The sequence below is a fragment of the Hominenteromicrobium sp. genome, from assembly GCF_046974225.1.
Classification (GTDB): Bacteria; Bacillota; Clostridia; order Oscillospirales; family Acutalibacteraceae; genus Hominenteromicrobium; species Hominenteromicrobium mulieris.
This window is the reverse complement of record NZ_JBKWAE010000009.1, coordinates 1-18,958: the sequence shown is the minus strand read 5'-3', so window position 1 is coordinate 18,958 and position 18,958 is coordinate 1. Positions and strand designations below refer to the sequence as shown.

General features: G+C 55.5%; 16 protein-coding genes and 1 other annotated feature. All 16 genes read right to left on the bottom strand.

The features are described 5' to 3' along the window. Window positions 1-302: 302 nt before the first annotated feature. A complete protein-coding gene (locus ACLTX1_RS08155) occupies window positions 303-2,081 on the bottom strand; it encodes a phosphoenolpyruvate carboxykinase (GTP) (protein WP_308450124.1) in 1,779 nt (592 codons plus the stop codon). A gap of 170 nt (window positions 2,082-2,251) precedes the next feature. Beyond that, window positions 2,252-2,755, bottom strand: a complete 504-nt coding sequence (gene nrdG, locus ACLTX1_RS08150; protein ID WP_308450125.1) for an anaerobic ribonucleoside-triphosphate reductase activating protein — start codon at window positions 2,753-2,755, stop codon at window positions 2,252-2,254. 11 nt (window positions 2,756-2,766) lie between these two features. Next, window positions 2,767-2,928, bottom strand: coding sequence for an anaerobic ribonucleoside-triphosphate reductase (gene nrdD / locus ACLTX1_RS08145; protein ID WP_176820581.1), 162 nt, complete (start codon window positions 2,926-2,928; stop codon window positions 2,767-2,769). Between the two features lie 40 nt (window positions 2,929-2,968). Continuing rightward, window positions 2,969-3,151 carry a hypothetical protein gene (locus ACLTX1_RS08140; protein ID WP_316686320.1) on the bottom strand — a complete coding sequence of 61 codons (183 nt, stop codon included), beginning with the start codon at window positions 3,149-3,151 and terminating at the stop codon, window positions 2,969-2,971. A 188-nt stretch (window positions 3,152-3,339) separates the two neighbouring features. Continuing rightward, window positions 3,340-5,637, bottom strand: a complete 2,298-nt coding sequence (locus ACLTX1_RS08135) for an anaerobic ribonucleoside triphosphate reductase (RefSeq protein WP_412330724.1) — start codon at window positions 5,635-5,637, stop codon at window positions 3,340-3,342. A gap of 359 nt (window positions 5,638-5,996) precedes the next feature. Then, window positions 5,997-6,602 carry a pentapeptide repeat-containing protein gene (locus tag ACLTX1_RS08130; protein ID WP_308449297.1) on the bottom strand — a complete coding sequence of 202 codons (606 nt, stop codon included), beginning with the start codon at window positions 6,600-6,602 and terminating at the stop codon, window positions 5,997-5,999. Beyond that, window positions 6,602-8,383 carry an aspartate--tRNA ligase gene (aspS, locus tag ACLTX1_RS08125; protein ID WP_412330723.1) on the bottom strand — a complete coding sequence of 594 codons (1,782 nt, stop codon included), beginning with the start codon at window positions 8,381-8,383 and terminating at the stop codon, window positions 6,602-6,604. Before aspS ends, ACLTX1_RS08130 begins: the two co-directional genes overlap by 1 nt. Window positions 8,384-8,414: 31 nt before the next feature. After that, window positions 8,415-9,713, bottom strand: coding sequence for a histidine--tRNA ligase (gene hisS / locus ACLTX1_RS08120; RefSeq protein ID WP_412330722.1), 1,299 nt, complete (start codon window positions 9,711-9,713; stop codon window positions 8,415-8,417). Between the two features lie 50 nt (window positions 9,714-9,763). Then, window positions 9,764-9,972: a binding site (T-box leader), on the bottom strand. A 30-nt stretch (window positions 9,973-10,002) separates the two neighbouring features. After that, complete coding sequence (locus ACLTX1_RS08115; protein ID WP_308449294.1) at window positions 10,003-10,401, bottom strand: methylglyoxal synthase; 399 nt, start codon at window positions 10,399-10,401, stop codon at window positions 10,003-10,005. Window positions 10,402-10,446: 45 nt separating this feature from the next. After that, window positions 10,447-11,202, bottom strand: coding sequence for a P-loop NTPase (locus ACLTX1_RS08110; RefSeq protein ID WP_176820587.1), 756 nt, complete (start codon window positions 11,200-11,202; stop codon window positions 10,447-10,449). A gap of 142 nt (window positions 11,203-11,344) precedes the next feature. Beyond that, window positions 11,345-13,402 carry a penicillin-binding transpeptidase domain-containing protein gene (locus ACLTX1_RS08105; protein WP_412330721.1) on the bottom strand — a complete coding sequence of 686 codons (2,058 nt, stop codon included), beginning with the start codon at window positions 13,400-13,402 and terminating at the stop codon, window positions 11,345-11,347. A gap of 26 nt (window positions 13,403-13,428) precedes the next feature. Beyond that, a complete protein-coding gene (locus ACLTX1_RS08100; RefSeq protein WP_412277723.1) occupies window positions 13,429-13,983 on the bottom strand; it encodes a hypothetical protein in 555 nt (184 codons plus the stop codon). Between the two features lie 15 nt (window positions 13,984-13,998). Further along, window positions 13,999-14,910: a rod shape-determining protein MreC gene (gene mreC / locus ACLTX1_RS08095; protein ID WP_308449291.1), complete on the bottom strand. Its 912-nt coding sequence runs from the start codon at window positions 14,908-14,910 to the stop codon at window positions 13,999-14,001. Between the two features lie 44 nt (window positions 14,911-14,954). Next, on the bottom strand, window positions 14,955-16,019 hold the full coding sequence (locus ACLTX1_RS08090) for a rod shape-determining protein (protein ID WP_176820627.1): 1,065 nt from the start codon (window positions 16,017-16,019) through the stop codon (window positions 14,955-14,957). A gap of 164 nt (window positions 16,020-16,183) precedes the next feature. Then, the gene (dut, locus tag ACLTX1_RS08085; RefSeq protein ID WP_308449290.1) at window positions 16,184-16,633 is read right to left on the bottom strand and encodes a dUTP diphosphatase; all 450 of its coding nucleotides are present in this window, start codon (window positions 16,631-16,633) and stop codon (window positions 16,184-16,186) included. A gap of 193 nt (window positions 16,634-16,826) precedes the next feature. Then, window positions 16,827-18,908: a U32 family peptidase gene (locus ACLTX1_RS08080; RefSeq protein WP_412330720.1), complete on the bottom strand. Its 2,082-nt coding sequence runs from the start codon at window positions 18,906-18,908 to the stop codon at window positions 16,827-16,829. Between the last annotated feature and the right edge of the window lie 50 nt (window positions 18,909-18,958).

Below are 18,958 nucleotides of genomic sequence, written 5' to 3'. Positions count from 1 at the left end.
GCGATTAAAAGTTTTTAATCCAACTTTTTTCAAAAAGCTGGTGGTTTCCAAAGGCAACGCCTTTGGTCGCCATTCGCAAACGGCGAAATCTTTTTGCTGGACAAAGATATGAGAAAAGCACGCAGATCACTTAAATCTGCGTGCTTTTGTTTTGAGCTTCGAGGGTAATTTGCGATGGAAATTGACGGATAAATTGTGCCAAACGCCGTGCAAAAACATCCATAAATATGCAAAAGTGCCGCTTCCGGGGTGAACCAAAAGCGGCGCTTTCTATGCGTTAAATCTTACGATTTAAGTTTTGATTAAGCCTTGGTGCGCTCTTCGAGGCCGTTGAGCTCGTCTCTGAGCTCCTGCGGGAGCTTGTCGCCGAACTTCTTGTAGAATTCCTCTACGCCGGCAGCTTCCTTAGCCCACTTAGCGTTATCAACCTTGAGGATGGAAGCGAGCTTCTCCTCATCGAAGTCCTTGAGGCCTTCGAGGTTGATGTCTTCCGGCTTCGGAACGTAGCCGATTGCCGTCTCAACAGCGTCAACTTCGTTATCGCAGCGCTTGAGGATCCACTCGAGAACACGGAGGTTGTCACCGAAGCCCGGCCAAATGAAGTGGCCGTCTTCGTCGACACGGAACCAGTTGACGTTGAAGATCTTCGGAGCCTTGTCGCCGAGCATCTCGCCCATTTCGATCCAGTGCTTGAAGTAGTCGCCCATGTTGTAGCCGCAGAACGGGAGCATAGCCATCGGGTCACGACGGACAACGCCGACTGCACCTGCAGCGGCTGCGGTGGTCTCGGAGCCGGTGATGGAGCCGATGAAGACACCGTTGTTCCAGCTTCTGGACTGGTAAACCAGCGGAACCGTATCCGGACGGCGGCCGCCGAAGACGATAGCGGAGACCGGAACACCCTGCGGGTTCTCAAACTCGCTGGAGAGGCACGGGCAGTTAGCGGTAGGAGCGGTGAAGCGGCTGTTCGGATGAGCCAGCTTGTTGCCAGCAGCAACATACTCGGGGCCGTTTACCTTAGCGCCCTTCCACTCTTCTGCGTTAACCGGCGGGTTCTTGTCGAGGCTCTCCCACCAAACGGTGTTGTCATCGAGGTTACGCGCAACGTTGGTGAAGATGGCGCCCTTCTGGGTAGAGATAAGAGCGTTCGGGTTGGACTTCATGTTCGTGCCGGGAGCGACGCCGAAGAAGCCGTTTTCCGGGTTGATGGCATACAGTCTGCCATCCGGGCCCTTGCGCATCCAAGCGATGTCGTCGCCGACGGTCCAGACCTTGTAGCCCTTTGCACGGTAGCCTTCCGGCGGAATCATCATAGCCAGGTTGGTCTTGCCGCAAGCAGACGGGAATGCAGCGCAAACGTACTTAACCTCGCCCTTCGGGTTCTCAACGCCGAGGATGAGCATGTGCTCTGCCATCCAGCCTTCGTTCTTAGCCTGATAGGAAGCGATACGCAGAGCGAAGCACTTCTTGCCGAGCAGAACGTTGCCGCCGTAAGCGGAGTTTACGGAGATGATGGTGTTGTCTTCCGGGAACTGGCAGATCCAGCGCTTCTCCGGATCAACGTCGCACTTGCAGTGCAGACCGCGAACCCAGTCGTTGCTGTCGCCGAGAACGTCCATGACCTTCTGACCGACTCTGGTCATGATGGACATGTTGAGAACAACATAAATGGAGTCTGTCAGCTCAACGCCGATCTTAGCGAGCGGGGAACCGACCGGGCCCATGGAGTACGGGATAACGTACATGGTACGGCCCTTGTAGCTGCCACGAGCAATATCGTACAGCATCTTGTATGCTTCCTGCGGCTCTTTCCAATGGTTGGTCGGGCCTGCGTCCTCTTCTTTTCTGGAGCAGATGAGGGTTCTGTCCTCAACACGGGCAACATCATTCGGAGCTGTTCTGTGATAGTAGCAGCCCGGGAGCTTTTCCTGATTCAGCTTGATCATTTCGCCGGACTCAACTGCTTCCTTGCGGAGCTCTTCGAGCTGCTCTTCGGAGCCGTCGATCCAAACAACCTGATCCGGATTGACAAGAGCTTTCATCTCGTCGATCCAAGCAAGAATTGTCTTGTTGTTAGTCATTGTTATTTCTCCTTTCGCCAAAAAGGCAAATAAAATGTAAAATAACCCATTTGTCTTTATTCTACCACAAGTTTCCCGCATAATCAATTACAAAATCATGAATTACCCCCATCTTTTTTCGATATAGCGGTATTGATTTAGCGCATATCAGAGGAAATTTGCGGAGTTTTTTAATAATCGAGCTGTAAAAGCGTTACGCGTCCGTTTCGGCGGGTGGCGTTCATATCGATAAGACGCTGATTTTCGCTGCCGCGAAAGAGCAGCTCAAGATTGCGCTGCTGTTCGATATACGGCCCGTCCACCAGAACGTCGCACGCGTTTAAAAGCGCGTCCACATCGGGGTTGTGCATAGAAACAAGCTGCTCATATGTCCAGCCGGAATAGGCGGTGACGTCTTTATGCAGGGCGTGCACCTGCTTTGCGAGCGCTAAAAGCGGCTTTGGCTGGCAGAACGGCTCACCGCCCGAAAACGTGATGCCGCGCAGCAGCGGATTTTTTTTGAACATGTCAAAGATGACATCGGTATCTTCCACCCTGCCGCCCGCAAAATCATGCGTTTGGGGGTTATGGCAGCCGGGGCAATGGTGCGGACAGCCCTGTGTGAACACGGTGAGGCGGATGCCGCGCCCGTCCACGATGGAATCGTTCACGATGCCAGAAATGCGGATTTCCATTTTGCCGTGCCTTACAGGCTGTGCTTTACGCGGTCGTGTTCTTCGGCGCGTTTGGCGTCGTTCCAGCGGTCGGTGGTGCCGACAAGGTAGCCTGTGATGCGGCGGATGCGGTCGAATCCGCGGCCTTCGCCGACGATGATGGTTTTTGTATTTTTCTGTGTTTTGGGTGACATGATAACTGCCTCGATTCTTTTTATAAATACAATTTTACATTCATTTCAATTTTTCTAAAGGCGGCGGATGCCGCCTTTTAGGTGGTTCTTGGGCTGGTTTCGCGCAGCGAAATTGATGATTTTCAATCATCAAAAGCACAAAACCATAGCTGAACGACTTGTCGTTCAGGTTAAACCCATGTGTTGCCGTTTTTGCTTTTATGAACTTGCGGTTCAAGTTCATTGGGAGACCCCCTAATTGGGTCTCCCACACTTCAACAGTCCACCGGACTGTTGAAGTTCCCGTCCTGATTTTTGGTAGGCAAATAGATTTCGTTTTCTGCAGAAAGCGACTCGGGGCTTCGCCCCAAGACCCCACCGCCTTTGAAAAGGCGGGCGAAACTTTTAATCACCGTTAACGGTAACTTTGCTCTATCTAATTAAATGCGAATAATCCGGGACGTCGTGGTAGCGCTTTTTCAGCTCCAGAAGCCTTTCGAGCGGAACGCCTTCGCCCTCTCTTCTGCCGCACCTCGGGCACACCTTGTCGATGATGCCGTTATACCCGCACACAGGGTCTCTGTCTACGGGGTGGTTGACCGAGCCATAGCCGATGCCCATTTCTTTCATGCAGCGCACGATGCTTTCAAATGCGTCGATGTTTTTGCACGTATCGCCGTCGAGCTCCACGTAGCTGATATGCCCCGCATTCGTGAGCGCGTGAAACGGCGCTTCTCTGCGAATCTTTTCATAGGCGCTGATGGGGTAGTACACCGGCACGTGAAACGAGTTTGTGTAATACTCTCTGTCCGTAACGCCGGGAATTTTGCCGTATTTCTTTTGGTCTATGCGCACAAAGCGGCCGGAAAGCCCCTCTGCGGGCGTTGCGAGCAAGGTGAAGTTGAGGCCGGTCTCACGGCTTTTTTCGTCCATTTTCTCCCGCATATGGGAGATAATCTCAAGCCCCAGCTTCCAGCTTTCTTCGCTTTCGCCGTGGTGCTTACCGGTGAGGGCTTTTAAGGTCTCGGCAAGGCCGATGAAGCCAACACTTAAGGTGCCGTGCTTTAAGACTTCGGCGACGGAATCGTTGCGGTCGAGCTTTTCGGAATCGATCCACACGCCCTGCCCCATGAGGAACGGATAATTATACACCTTTTTGCTGCACTGGATTTTGAAGCGGTGCAGAAGCTGTTCTTCCACGAGCGCGATTTTTTCATCGAGCAGCTTATAGAACGTTTTCATATCGCCCTTCGCTTCAATGCCGATGCGCGGCAGGTTGATGGAGGTGAAACTCAAATTGCCTCTGCCGCAGGTGACTTCCTTTGTGTTATCGAATACATTGCCCATGACGCGCGTACGGCAGCCCATGTACGCCACCTCGGTGTTATAATCGCCGGGTTTATAGTATTGCAGGTTGAACGGGGCGTCCAAAAAACTGAAATTCGGGAACAGGCGCTTGGCGGAGCAGCGCAGCGCGTGGCGGAACAGGTCATAGTTCGGGTCGCCCTCGTTGTAGTTGACGCCCTCCTTGACTTTGAAAATTTGAACCGGGAAAATGGGTGTTTCGCCGTCGCCGAGCCCCGCTTCCGTAGCGCGGAGCAGGTTGTGCACGGCCATTCTGCCCTCCGGAGAGGTATCCGTGCCGTAGTTTAAGGAGCTGAACGGTACCTGTGCACCGGCGCGGGAATTCATGGTGTTTAAATTGTGGACGAGCGCTTCCATGGCCTGATACGTGGTAGCATCCGTCTCTTTGTAGGCGGTCTTTGCGGCGTATTCCGCGGCGGCGCGGGCAGCGTCGCCCGTGATGATCTGGAAGCCGTTTTCTGCTTGATGGCGCGGCAGAAACGCGCGCAGCTTTTCGGCGTAAGCTTCTGCGGTGTGCATTGTGACATCGGTGCCGAGCGCTTCTTTGATGGCAGCCGTCAGCGCGGCGGCATCGGAGGCGCTCATATCAAACCGCACCTCAATATACTGCGCAAGCGCACGGAAATACTGCTTGCGGTATGTTTTCTTCACGCCCTCCGCCATAGCGTAGTCGAAATTCGGCACGCTTTGGCCGCCGTGCATCTCGTTTTGGTTTGCCTGAATGGCGATGCACGCGAGCGCGGCGTAGCTGCGGATGTCGTTCGGCTCTCTCAAATAGCCGTGGCCTGTGGAAAATCCGTCTTGAAACAGCTTTAAAAGGTCAATCTGACAGCATGTTTCGGTGAGGGCGTAAAAGTCTTTATCGTGAATGTGGATGTCGCCGCTCACGTGTGCTTCGGCAATCTCCGGCGGGATGACATATTTATCATAAAATGCCTTGGCGCTTTCGGAGCCGTATTTCAGCATGGTGCCCATGGCGGTATCGGCGTTGATATTCGCGTTTTCGCGCTTTAAGTCATCCTCTTCGGACGGGCGGAACGTGAGGTTTTCAAAAATCTTCACGAGCTCGTCGTCCATTTCGCGCAGGTGCTCATGCTCCGTGCGATAATTGATGTAAGCGTTCGCCGTTTTGGCGTAATCGGCGGCAAGAAGCTTTTCCTCCACCACGTTTTGAATTTCCTGCGCCGTGGGCGTACCCGGCAGCTTTTCGAGCGCCGTGAGCACCTCTTCGGTCAATTCGTTCAGATCGGCGTCGCTCATACGCTCTGCGGCGATCCTGGTATTGGCCTTAAAAATGGCGCTTTTGATTTTCCGCGCATCGAACGACACCTTGTCCCCGCTGCGCTTGACAATATATCGAATCATACGTTTAACTTCCCTTTCCGTTTCTCCCCTGCGGCAAAGCCTAAGAGCCTTCGCTTTGCGCTTTCTGTACTTTCGATTATAGGCGCTTTTCCTATACATGTCAAGGGCATATTTAGTATCAAAACCACTATATATAGTATTAGGTTTACATAATAATAACAAAATATACCGCGCGTCATAGAAACGGTTTTTTCCATAACACGCGGTATAACTTGTGATTTCATGGCGTTTTTTCACGGTTTTTGGGGCACATTTCGGCGCGGTTGCACACCGTCTATACCCGTTTATAAGCCCTATGCACGCCATACGGCGGTTGACAAAATAAACCGCGTTTTTTCACGAAATTTTTGCCGGCTTTTTTAGTTGACGACGGCGCCGAGCAGTCCTGCGAGATACACCGCGCCCTCCAAATCGATCTTTGTTTTCTGCATTTTTGCAAAGCGGATATCGGTGCGCGAAAATTTGGCACGGCGCAGGTCGCATTCTTTCAGCTGCGCATTGCGGAACACGGTCTCCGTAAGGTCGCATCCGGAAAGATCGGCTTTTTCGAGGTCCGCTTCCGCAAAGCTCGTACCGCGCAGACTGATGCCGGAAAAGTCCTGCTTTTTGAGCGGACAATGATCGAGCACACAGTATTCGAGTGTGCCGCCGCGCACGGCCCAACCGGTGAGGTCTGCGCCCGCAAAGGAGCAGCCCGAGACACGGCAATTCTCAAACGCGGTGACAAACAGGCTTGCGCCCGAAAACGTGCAGTTTTCAAACGAACAGCCGCGCGCCAAAACGTCGTTTAAGCGAGAAAAATCGAACGCACACGCAGAAAAGCGGCATTTTTCAAGCAAAGCGCCGGAAAACATCGCGCCGCGCAGGTCGCAATTTTCAAACGTATAGCCGCGCAGCTCGGCGTCCGTGAAATCGGTATCGCCGAGCCGCGCGTTTTTATACGTGTTCTGTTCTAAAGAGAACATTACTCTTCTTCCGTCACGGCGATGTGCAGCTCTTTGAGCTGTGCCTCGGTGACTTTGGACGGTGCGTCCATCATGACATCCTGTGCGCTCTTGTTCATCGGGAACGCGATGACCTCGCGGATGGATTCTTCGCCGGAGAGCAGCATAACCATGCGGTCTACGCCCGGGGCGATGCCGGCGTGCGGCGGCGCTCCGTAGCAGAACGCGTTGTACATGGCCGGGAACTTCGCCTTTACGTCGTCTTCGCCGAGGCGTACCATCTCGAACGCCTTGACCATGATCTCCGGGTCATGGTTACGCACAGCGCCGGAGGAGAGCTCTACGCCGTTGCAAACGAGGTCGTACTGGTCTGCCAGAATGTCGAGCGGGTCAATCTCGCCGCGCTCGGCCTTAAGCAGCGTTTCCATACCGCCGGAGGGCATGGAGAACGGGTTGTGGCAGAACTCCAGCTCGCCGGATTCCTCGCCGATCTCGTACATGGGGAAATCGACGATCCAGCAGAACTCGTAGCGCTCTTTATCCATGTGGCCCTCGCACGCCGCGCCGAGCATACGACGCATGACGCCTGCGGTCTTCTGGGCCTCCTCACGCTTGCCTGCGGAGAGGAACACGAGCGTATTCGGCTCGAGAGACAGCGCGGATTTGACGGCTTCCACGGTCTTTTCATCCGCATTGATAAACTTTGCGATGCCGCCGGCAATGGCGCCGGATTCATCGACCTTGAACCAGTACGGCTTCTGGCCGGCCTGCACCTCTACGTCTGCGCAGAGCTTATCGACCGCCTTGCGGGCAAGCTTGCAGTTGGAGACCGGGACAGCCTTGACGATGTTGTTTTCAAACGGGCCGAAGCCGCAGTTTTGCAGAATGTCCGTAACGTCCTTGACGCGCAGGTCGATGCGCAGGTCCGGCTTATCGGAGCCGAACTCCTCCATGGCCTGACGGTACGGGATGCGGGCAAACGGTGCGGAGGACGCGATGTTATACGTGCCGTACTTTGCAAAAATCGGCGGGAGAACGTCTTCGATAACGGCAAAAACGTCTTCCTGCGAGGCAAACGCCATTTCCATATCCATCTGGTAGAATTCGCCCGGAGAACGGTCGCCGCGCGCATCCTCGTCGCGGAAGCACGGTGCAATCTGGAAGTAGCGGTCAAAGCCCGCGGTCATGAGGAGCTGCTTAAATTGCTGCGGCGCCTGCGGCAGGGCGTAGAACTTGCCCGGGTGCTTACGCGCCGGGACGAGGTAATCGCGCGCGCCCTCCGGCGAAGAAGCCGTGAGGATCGGCGTGGTGATCTCTAAAAAGCCGTGCTCCGTCATAGCGGTGCGCAGAGCGGAAACAACGTTGCAGCGCAGGATGATGTTGGCTTTCACTTCCGGATTACGCAGGTCGAGATAGCGGTATTTTAAACGCTGGCTCTCGTCCGCTTCGCGGGAGTGGTTGATCTCGAACGGCAGCTCGTTATAACGGCAGCGGCCGAGCACGGTGATCTCCGTCGGCGCGATCTCGATGTCGCCGGTGGGGAGCTTCGGGTTTTTGCTGGTGCGCTCGCGCACGACGCCCGTAACGGAAATCGTGGATTCCTTATTGAGGGGCTTTACAATGTTCATCATCTCTTCGTTTTCGATGACGATCTGCGTGGTGCCGTAGAAATCGCGCAGCACCAAAAACGCAAAGTTATTGCCGACTTCGCGGATGTTTTCCATCCAGCCGACCAGTGTGACGGTCTCGCCTGCGTTTGCAAGGCGGAGTTCGCCGCAGGTATGGGTTCTCGATTGTGTCATGATTGATTTCCTCTTTCGTTAATGTGACCGGTTAAAATGTGATGGGCATGGCGTCTTCCTGTTCGGTGACGGCCGTGATGTACGTATCAACAAAGTCATCGTTGAGGGAGATCTTCTTCTTTTCGCCCGTCTTCATGTTTTTAAGCACAGCTTTGCCGTTTGCGATCTCATCGTCGCCGAGGACGATGCTGTACTGCGCGCCGATTTTGTCGGCGTATTTCATCTGGGCTTTCAGACCGCGTGCACACAGGTCGCAGTCTGCCGCGATGCCGCAGCTGTGCATTTTTTCGGTGAGCTGGAACGCCTTCATCTGCGCCGCTTCGCCCAGAGACGCGATGTAGACCTCGCACTTTGCGTCATTTCCGAAGTCTGCGCCCATCTCGTTCATCGCCATCAGGATGCGGTCAAGACCGAGACCGAAGCCGAGTGCCGGTGTGGGCTTGCCGCCGACTTCCTCCACGAGGCCGTCGTAGCGTCCGCCGCCGCCGAGCGCAAAGCCGAAGCGCTTCGAGGGGAACTCAAACACGGTGCGGGTGTAGTAATCGAGGCCGCGGACGAGGCCGGGATCGATGGAAAACGGAATATTGATAGATTTCAGCAGCGTCTGCACCTTTTCAAAGTGCGAACGGCAGTCGTCGCAGAGATAATCCGTGATCTTCGGCGCACCCTTGGCAATCTCGCCGCAAACGGGGCTTTTGCAGTCCAGAATACGCATGGGGTTGCGCTCCAAGCGGGAATTGCAGGTCTCGCAGAGCTGATCCTTATAGCCCTCGAAATACGTTCTCAGCGCCTTTCTGTACTCTGCGCGGCAGGTGGGGCAGCCGATGGAGTTGATGGAGACCTCAATGTCATCGGCAAGGCCGAGGCGATTGAAAATGGACATGGCCATAGCGATGACCTGTGCGTCCGCCGCCGGTTCTGCGGTGCCGAACATCTCCACGCCGAACTGATGCAGCTCGCGCAGACGGCCTGCCTGCGGCTTTTCGTAGCGGTAGCAGGAGGTCTTATAGTAGAGCTTTACCGGGTAACCGCCGTTATACAGGCCGTTTTCCAGCATGGCGCGCACGGTGCCCGCCGTGCCCTCCGGGCGCAGCGTAATGGAGCGGCCGCCCTTATCTTCAAACGTGTACATCTGCTTTTCCACCACGTCGGTGGTGTCGCCGACGGAGCGCAGGAAGAGCTCGGTGTGCTCAAACACCGGGGTGCGGATCTCGGAAAAGCCGTTCAGTTCCGCTTCATCCGTCATAACGGCTTCCACAAGCGACCATTTTTCGGATTCACCCGGAATGATATCCACGGTGCCCTTAGGCGCTTTTGTGATCAATTCCATAAAATATCCCTCTCATTCATGAAAAATAAAAAAAACCTTACCCAAAACGGATAAGGGACGAAACAGGTTCGTGGTGCCACCCTTTTTCGGGAGAAAAAGCGAAAGCTTCCCCTCCCCTTTCTTTCCTTAACGCGGAAAACGCACTTTCGTGCGGCTCACGGGTGTCTTTCTCTGCCGGATGCACGCGCCGCTCTCAGCATTTGCGGCGCTCTCTGTTTTGTGCCCCATGGCAGATACTCTTCCCGGTCAATGCCGGTGTATTTTCAAAGCATACGCTTTGGTTTTAAATTTACAGCTTTACAATCTCGCGCCAATCGAGGTCGCCGCGCTCGAGACCATGGATGAGCACCTCTGCCGTTGCGATGTTCGTCGCCACGGGAATGTTATTCAGGTCGCAGAGACGGAGCAGGTTTTTATCGTGCGGCTCCAGTGCCTGCTTCTGCATGGGGTCGCGGAAGTACAGCAAAAGGTCGATCTCGTTGCAGGAGATACGCGCCGCAATCTGCTGATCGCCGCCCTGTGGGCCGCTTAAAAAGCGGTGAACCGAAAGACCGGTTGCTTCCTCTACAAGCTTACCGGTGGTGCCGGTCGCACAGAGATTATGCCGGCTCAGGATGCCGCAGTAAGCGATGCAGAACTGTACCATAAGCTCTTTTTTTGCGTCATGCGCCGTAAGCGCGATGTTCATAAAAATTCCTCCCTGTTTATAATCATTCGGCCCCTATCCCAAATGTCACAACGATAAGGGAACCGAAACACCGTTCATGCGTGCCGCTATGCGGGAAAGCGCCGTCATGCCGGGCAGGTCATCCGCCGGCACGCAGCCACGCTGAAAAGCAGCCGTCATTTGTCTATCTTCGGGTACGATGCCGATGAGCCGCACGCCGCTTTGGTCGATGACGTCATCGAGGTCGCGCAGGCCGCCGGCGTCTTCCCGCCCGGCGGAAAGGCTGCCGAAATATTCGGCGTTAAAGCGATTGATGACGAGCCGCTGCTGCGGTACCTCAAGCTCTGTTAAAAGCCTGCGCACGATGGATGCATCGCGGATACACACGGGGTCCGAGTTGCACACAATAAGCGCGCAGTCCGCCGCCGCTGCCGCCGCGCGGAAGCCACGCCCCACGCCCGCGGGAGAATCAAGGATCACGCGGTCAAAATAGCGCTTTAAAAGCGGAACGAGTCTGAGCATGACGCGTTCCGGCACAAGATCTTCGCCGCTTGCCGGGGCAGGCATTAAAGACACGCCGGGCATGGTCACGCACGGGTAAATCGCATCCGCAGGCGCGCAGCGCCCTGCCACAACGTCCGAACTGTCGAACACGAGCGCTTCCTCTGTGCCGGTCATACGGTCCAGACTGCGCAGGCCCGCGTCACAATCCAAAAGCAGAACGCGTTCGCCGCCCGCCGCAAACTGAGAAGCCAGCCCAAGCGAAACGGTGGATTTTCCCACGCCGCCTTTTCCCGATGTGACAACAATAGCAGTACCCATAGATAATACCTCATTAAACATAATAACACAAAAATGCACGGTAGTCAAAAGTAAAAATGGCTATACCGCAATTTTATCACAGCGAGACAAAAACACGGCGGCTTTTTTGTCGAAGCAGACAAATATCCTCCCTAAGCACGCGTCATTCCGTACCCTCTGTTACCGTGGTTTCTGCGTTTTTTGCCTCCTTTTGGAGCGTCTCGGCAAAATAAGCTTCAAAAACGGCCTTTGCCGTCTCTTTTGCGGCATCGCCCTTGCCGCCGTATTCGATGACGACCGCCACGGCAATCTCCGGGTTCTCGTACGGCGCAAAGCCGATGAACGTCAGGTTATCGGAATGGTCGGCGTTTTCCGCCGTGCCGGTCTTGCCCGCAACAGCAATGCCGAAATCCGAAAAGGTCGAAGCCGCCGTGCCCTCTGTGCACACCTGCCGCATGCCCTCGCGCACGACCTTGAAATATTCGTCTTCAATCTCCGCCTGTAATACGACCTCCGGCTCTGCGGTCTCTTTTTCCACCGCGCGGTCGTAGTCCGTGACTTTATTTAAGAAATGCGTTTTGTAGCGCGTGCCGCCGTTTGCGATCATGGCGCAGTATTCCGCAAGCTCGATCGGCGTGAACATATCGTCGCACTGGCCGATGGCCGCCTGAATGGTGAGGCCGTCATACCAATTTGCGCCGTGGCGCTCCGTATACGTTTTGGGGTCGGACATGATGCCCGCGCTCTCGCTCAATTCGCACCCGGTCTTTTCGCCGAGAGAAAACAGCTCTGCATACGTGTGCATTTTGTGAATGGTCAGCATGCGGCCCACGTCAAAGAAAAACGCGTTGCAGGAGTTGCGAATGGCGCCATACACATCTACCTCGCCGTGCACGCCGAGGCAGCCCGGTTCGTAATCCGGCGCATAATAGTGGTACGCGCCGTCGCAGTTCACGGGGTGAGAGGTCGGCGTGATGACGCCTTCCTCCAGCGCCGCCAAGGCGACAAGGGGCTTAAAAACGGAACCCGGCGTAAAGATGCCGTTTAATGCGCGGTTGAAAAGCGGCTGGCTTTCGTCCGCATAAAGCTGCGTCAAATACGCATCGTCCGTATTGTACTTTTCAAGGTCGAAATTCGGGTAGGTCGCGCTGGCGATGATGCCGCCGGTGTTCACGTCCAAGGCGATAACCGCACCGGCCTCGCAGTCTTCGGTCGGCTTCGCTTCAATCTGCTCGGCGAGCGCGTTTACGGCCGCGCGCTGCACATTGCTGTCTATGGTAAGCCACACGGAATCGCCCGCTTCCGGCGGCTCCGTCACGGTGGTGGAGGTCACTTTGCCGGTGGCATCCGTTGTGACGCTCTCTTTGCCGTTTTTGCCGCGCAGGGTAGACTCGAACACGCTCTCAATGCCGCTTTGGCCGACGGTATCCGTATAGGAATAGCCGGAAACGTTTGAGGCGGAATACGTGTTGCCCGCTTCCTCGGCGGCATCGTACTGCTCCTGCGAAATGGCACCCAGCGTGCCGACGATATGCGGGGCCAAATCGCCCTCCGGGTATTCGCGCGTCTGCTCCACCTGCGTTTCAATGCCCGGCAAATCTGTGCTGCGCTCACTTAAGAGTTCCACCGTTTCGATGGAAATGTCTTTTGCGAGCACGAACGGATTCGTACGGCTGAAATACGCGCACTCCATGCCGTAGCGCACGGACGCGATGCGGCGGATGTCTTCGGGGCTTGTATAGGCTTCGAGGTCATACCGCTCGATGAGCGATTCCATGCACTCGTCTGCCGTGGCGCTCGAGGGTAAGTCTAAGATGTCTTCGCTTTTCAGCGTTTCGATCTCGGCGGTCATTTTGGTTTTAAACTGATATTTGCCCGATTTGATTTCGATGGGAAGGCGATCCGTCCACGGGACGTTCAGCGTTTCGAGCAGCTTTACAGCCTCCAAAACGACGGCATTGCGCGTTTCATTGCTGCCGGAAAGACGACTGTATATGGCATTATACACGGAGCGGTTGCCTGCGAGCACGTTTCCGTTACAGTCCAAAATTTCGCCGCGCGTGCCGGTGAGCTTTAAGTACGTCGCGGAGGACTGTACGGCCTCCTCTTCAAACGTGCTGCCCTCTAAAAGCTGCCACTGGGCAAGCCGCCCGATATACAAAAGAAAGACGGCAGCAAGCATAACGCCGCAGAAAATATAGCGGCCGCGTCCTTTTTCCACAACTGTCGTCCCCCTTCGTTGAAAACTTAAATTTTTTGCAGCTTATGCAGCTTTGACCTGCGCCGCCGTATGGCGCTGCGCACGCGGGGCTTTCGCACCCACGCCTGCAAACCGTAGCACACGGGTATCGTTAAAAGCGTGTAAAAATAGATGGGCAGATACTTTGTGACGAGCGCGTACAGCGTCAGTGAATACCCGGCTGCAACGTACAGCACGAGCCAATCGAGCAAAACGGCGACGGCACAGCTCCACAGACCCATCAATACCGATGTGAAAAGCTGAATTTGAATTCTGGTGCCGCACAGACCGCTCAGCAAAAAGCACAGCACGCCGAACGTGAGCGCGTGATACCCGAACACAGCCCCGCTACCGATATCGGCAAGAAACCCGGCGTACATGCCGAACGCCATAGCGGGTGTGCACGCCTCCACCATGGCAATGGTGAGCGCGGCAGAGAGCACCGGAAGCGGTTTTACGCCCATGATCTGCGGCAGCAGCCCCGGTGTATCCTGTAACAGGAACAGCAGCAGGATCTCGACCGCATACAAGACATAGCGTATCCATTTTTTGCGGTTCGGCACAGCTGTTCACTCCTTTTATTCATTTCCCTTGCTTGCGGTCTGCGCGGGGTCTTCTTCATCTTTGTTATTCGTCTCCGGCAAGCCGGTTGTAACGTCGCCCTTGCCGTCGAAATCCGTCACGACGAAGACGTCCGTCACCTCGGTTACATCCACGTATGGGGTCAAAATGGCATAGTACGAGGAATCCGCGTTGCTGCGCTCCACACTGTCCACACGCCCGATGAGCAAATCGCCCGGAAACACGCCGCCCGCGCCGCTCGTGGTAATGATGGAGCCCGGCTGCACCTCGGTATCTCTTGTAAGGTACAGCATTTTTACCTTGCCGCTGTTTGCGAACTGGATGTCGCTTGTGACGACGCCGCTTTCCTTGCATGATTTATCCGTGGCGCCGATCTGCGTCTTTTCGGATAAAATCGACCGCACGCGGCTTGACGCGGCGTAGACCTCCTCCACAACGCCCACGACGCCCGTTTCCGTGATGACGGCATCGCCGACGGACACGCCCGCAAGGCTGCCGCAGTTGATGGTGAAATCACCGAACACATCGTTCGGGTCGCGCCCTACGACGCTTCCCGCGGCTAATTGCAGGTCGGGCATGGCTTTTTTGACGGAGAGGATATTTTCATACGAAGCATTCTCATCTTTTAAAGTGTAGTAATCCACGAGTTGTTCGCGCAGCTTCTGATTTTCCTCCGAAAGGTCGTTGTACAGCGCTTTAAGCTCCTCTTTGGACATGCCGTCCAAATTTAAAAACTCCTTTGCGCCCTCGGTAGTATTCGTCCCCGCCGTGAGCAGCGGTGCGGATACCGTGCCGAACACGTTTGAGAACACGGATGTTCCGGCGTTTAAGCCGTACACGAGCACGCCGAGCAGAATGACAACCGCGATCATTAAAATTTTAAAATTTTTAGAGGTGAATTTCTCCATGCGCCGCACCTGCCTTTCGATTTTTATTTAAAGTCAAATTCAATTTATTTTTCTGCAGCTTTTACCGCGCCGCGCGCGTTTGCGGGGATATGCGCTTTGCCCTCTAATGTGCGGCCTGCACCCTCGGCTACGCAGTCGAGCGGGCGCTCCGCGACCTGCACGGGCAGGCCCGTCGCTTCATGCAAAAAGCGGTCTAAGCCACGCAGCAGTGCACCGCCGCCCGTGAGCGTGAGACCCATATCCAAAAGATCTGCGGAAAGCTCCGGCGGGGTCCGCTCCAAAACGCGGTGTACGGACTCGAACACAGCTTTCAGCGGCACCAAAAGCGCCTCGCGCACGTCTTCTGCCGTGACGGTAATATTTTTCGGCTGGCCGTCCGCCGCGCTGCGGCCGCGCACCTCCATGGAGACACTGCCGAGTTCCTCAAGCGGGTAAGCGGAGCCGATCTGCAATTTCACGTCCTCCGCAGTGCGTTCGCCGATGAGCACACCGTACTTTTTGCGCAAGTACGAAACGATAGCTGCGTCAAATTTATCGCCTGCCACACGGACGGAATCTGCCACGATGGGGTCGCCGTAGGAGATGACCGCCGTTTCGCTTGTGCCGCCGCCGATGTCCAGAACCATGCTCGCAACCGGCTCGCCCGTGGGCAGCCCTGCGCCGATAGCCGCCGCAACCGGCTCCAAAATGAGCTCCACGCGGCTTGCACCCGCCTGCTTTGCGGCGTCCTCCACCGCGCGGCGCTCCACCTCCGTAACGCCGGAGGGAATGCAGATGACGATGTGCGGGCGCGTGAACGAACCGGCCTTGATGGCCTTGCGCACAAAGTATTTGAGCATGGCTGCCGTCACCTCAAAATCCGCAATGACGCCGTCTTTTAACGGGCGCACCGCCGTGATGGACTCCGGCGTGCGGCCGAGCATTTCTTTGGCTTTTTTGCCGATGGCTAAAACCTCGTTGGAGTTCGCGTCCACCGCCACCACGGACGGCTCGCGCAGCACGATACCCTCACCGCGCACATAAACGAGCGTGTTGGCCGTGCCGAGGTCGATGCCGATATCTTTGATAGATGTTGAAAAAAGAGAAAAAAGCGAGGAAAGACCCGCCATGATCGTAGATTGCAGAGAACCCATAGGATAAAACCTCCCGAAACGGGTAAAACTTTGGCAAGCCGCACGTCTTTGCGGCGCACAGTACTCATACTTATTCAGTATAACAAAACAGCGGCGGAGCTTCAACCGAAAAATCGTGAACACCGCCGCAATTTGAAAATTTATTTTGTCCCCGTGCTTCCAAATCCACCTGCACCGCGGTCAGTCTCCGTTAGAGATGTGACCTCCTCAATCACCGGCGCGAAATACGGCATAATAATCATTTGCGCAATGCGCTCGCCCGGCTGCACCGTGTACGGCTCCGCGCTGAGATTGTGCAGGCCGATCTGGATTTCGCCGCGGTAATCGCTGTCGATGACACCGACACCGTTCGTGACATGAATGCCCTTTTTGATGCCGAGACCGCTGCGAGTAAAAACGAAGCCCGCCGTGCCCGCGGGGATCTCCGCCGCAAGACCGCTCGGAAATACGCAGCGCTCGCCCGGCTCAATCGTCTGCGGGGCGTCCATACACGCGCACAGGTCATAGCCCGCGCTGCCCGCCGTCGCCTGCTTCGGGATGATCGCACCCTCGCGCACACGCATCAGTTTTAAAACCATATTTTGTTCCATTTTTTGCTCCTTGTCTATATACAGTATCCCAAAAATTCCCGTTTTTCACACTTTTTCCCGGTTTTCCCTCATTGTGGATAACTGTTTCCACAGCGCTGTGGAAAATGAAAAACGGCTTATTTCTGCGGTTTTTTTAAGTTCACAGTCTGTTCAAAAAGAAAGTTCTAAACACTTTCCACCGAGTTTTCCACAATCAAAGCACGCCGCGGAGGAAAAGTCCTCGGGTACAGTCGGAATGCGGCTTTTCATGACGAACGGCAGCGTCTAAAATCGCCTGCGTTTCCACGGCGTTTTCCACAGAGAAGCGCAAAACACCGAAATCGACATTTGAAACGGGGCGGTCAAAGAGCACGAGCGGCACGCTGTTAAAGACCTCGGAATACACGGTTTTACCCTCAAAACGCGTGCAGTGCACGGGAAATTCCACGCCTTTACGGTCACGGATTTTGCCCGCATGCTTGCAGTTTAAGCAGCCCTTCGGCGAATTTGCAAGCGGGCAGTTGCGCGTGAGCATCAGGGGCTGACGGCCGTAGAGCAAAATGCCGCGCGGCAGCTCGCCGCCGAGGCCGCGAATTTCGTCGCCGGTCAGCTCAAAGGAAAGCTCGGTATCGTCTAAGCCGAATTCTTCAAAAAAGCGCAGGCATTCCGTATTGAATACATTGAGCGAAAATCCGCCGTGCGCGGACACACCAAGTTCTTTGCACAGGGCGAGCGCACCGAGATTGCCGCAGTAAAAGTGCGTATCGCCCATGGCTTTGCACGCTTCCATGCGTGCGCGCACCGCGTTTTCGATGCCCCACAGCGCGCGCGGCAGGGAAAGAATCACCTCAACACCCGCGTCTTTGCAGCGCGTGCGCGTCGTTTCGTCGGCGTCGAGCGGCAGAATGACCGCTTCCAGCATGGAAATATTTTCCGGCACCTGCGCGCAGTCTTTGAAGAACGCACGGAGTTTAGGCCGGCCGCTTCCACCATGTGTACGCGTATCGAGCGGAATATCTTTAAACGATACGGCGGGCTTTTCGCGGCGCTGTTCGCCGAGCTTTTCCAGCGCTTCACGGCGCAGACCGTTCAAAACGGAAATGGGCAATGCGGTTTTTTCATCGGTATCAATTTGCACCGCTGCGCACAAATACGGCGTGCCGCCGGTTTTTCTTAACTGCTGCTCCCAGCGTTCGGTGTTGACAGGCAGCTTCTGCGCGATTTCGCATACGCAGTCTTCTGCCGTGACGACTGCTTCGTTTTCGCCGTCCGAGACTGTGACGCGCGGGTTTTCGCCCGCAAAGGCGCTTAATGTGAATGTCACCGGCACACGCTGCGCTTCGTTTTTATATAAAGTATGCAGCTGCGCGAACACGGCGGAATTTGCGCTCTCCACGTCTTCCTTTGTGCGGGTGCCGAACATGATGCGTCCTCTGTGAGCGGACAGATAGCCATCCGTAAAGCCGGAGCGCGAGAACACCGCGTTTAAATGTTCGAGCAGGTTTTCCGGCACAGACTCGCCGTCTGCCGCTTTTCGGCACGCCGCGACTGCCGCCGCCACGTATTCCGGCCGCTTCATGCGACCCTCGATCTTTGCGGAACATACGCCGGCATTGTGCAGCGTTTCGATGTGGTCGATGAACGACATGTCCTTTAAACTGAGGTCGTGCCCCGTGCCACCGGGCGCGGCAAACGGCAGACGGCAGGTTTGAGCACAGCGCCCACGGTTGCCGCTGCGGCCGCCGAGCATGGCGCTGAAATAGCACTGGCCGGAAAGCGACATGCACAGCGCGCCGTGCACGAAAGCTTCAAGCTCCACATCGGTCTTTTGGGAGACTTCTTCAATTTCTTTCAAAGACATCTCACGCGCCAAAACGACGCGGGACGCACCGAGTTCCTTTAATAAGGCCGCGCCGCCGGGCGTGTGCAGGCTCATCTGGGTAGAGGCGTGCAAAGGCATCTCGGGGCAGGCTTCGCGCAGAATATTAAACAGACCCATGTCCTGGATCAAAATGCCGTCTACGGGAACAGAACACAGGAACTTGCAGAAATCGAGCGCTTCGGGAAGTTCGTCATCTTTTAAAAGCGTGTTAACCGTGACGTACACGCGCACATTGCGCTCGCGGGCAAAAAGCACCGCTTCCCGCATTTCTTCACGCGAAAAATTCACCGCCGATGCTCTGGCGGAAAACAGCGAGCCGCCCATGTACACGGCATCCGCACCGGCAAACACCGCCGCTTTCAGGCCCGCGGGATTACCGGCGGGCGCGAGCACCTCAATCTTCTTCGTCTTCACGCGCTCTCTCCTTAACGTCTGCCTGTTCGAACAAGCGCACAAGCCCCGTT

Excerpts from the sequence above, each read along its gene's own strand:
- ACLTX1_RS08155 (WP_308450124.1), bottom strand. The coding sequence starts at position 2,081 with ATGACTAACAACAAGACAATTCTTGCTTGGATCGACGAGATGAAAGCT.
- hisS (WP_412330722.1), bottom strand. The coding sequence starts at position 9,713 with ATGGAATTGATCACAAAAGCGCCTAAGGGCACCGTGGATATCATTCCG.
- dut (WP_308449290.1), bottom strand. The coding sequence starts at position 16,633 with ATGGAACAAAATATGGTTTTAAAACTGATGCGTGTGCGCGAGGGTGCG.
- ACLTX1_RS08140 (WP_316686320.1), bottom strand. The coding sequence starts at position 3,151 with ATGAACTTGAACCGCAAGTTCATAAAAGCAAAAACGGCAACACATGGG.
- ACLTX1_RS08090 (WP_176820627.1), bottom strand. The coding sequence starts at position 16,019 with ATGGCGGGTCTTTCCTCGCTTTTTTCTCTTTTTTCAACATCTATCAAA.
- ACLTX1_RS08110 (WP_176820587.1), bottom strand. The coding sequence starts at position 11,202 with ATGGGTACTGCTATTGTTGTCACATCGGGAAAAGGCGGCGTGGGAAAA.
- nrdG (WP_308450125.1), bottom strand. The coding sequence starts at position 2,755 with ATGGAAATCCGCATTTCTGGCATCGTGAACGATTCCATCGTGGACGGG.
- ACLTX1_RS08135 (WP_412330724.1), bottom strand. The coding sequence starts at position 5,637 with ATGATTCGATATATTGTCAAGCGCAGCGGGGACAAGGTGTCGTTCGAT.
- aspS (WP_412330723.1), bottom strand. The coding sequence starts at position 8,383 with ATGACACAATCGAGAACCCATACCTGCGGCGAACTCCGCCTTGCAAAC.
- nrdD (WP_176820581.1), bottom strand. The coding sequence starts at position 2,928 with ATGTCACCCAAAACACAGAAAAATACAAAAACCATCATCGTCGGCGAA.
- ACLTX1_RS08130 (WP_308449297.1), bottom strand. The coding sequence starts at position 6,602 with ATGTTCTCTTTAGAACAGAACACGTATAAAAACGCGCGGCTCGGCGAT.
- ACLTX1_RS08115 (WP_308449294.1), bottom strand. The coding sequence starts at position 10,401 with ATGAACATCGCGCTTACGGCGCATGACGCAAAAAAAGAGCTTATGGTA.
- mreC (WP_308449291.1), bottom strand. The coding sequence starts at position 14,910 with ATGGAGAAATTCACCTCTAAAAATTTTAAAATTTTAATGATCGCGGTT.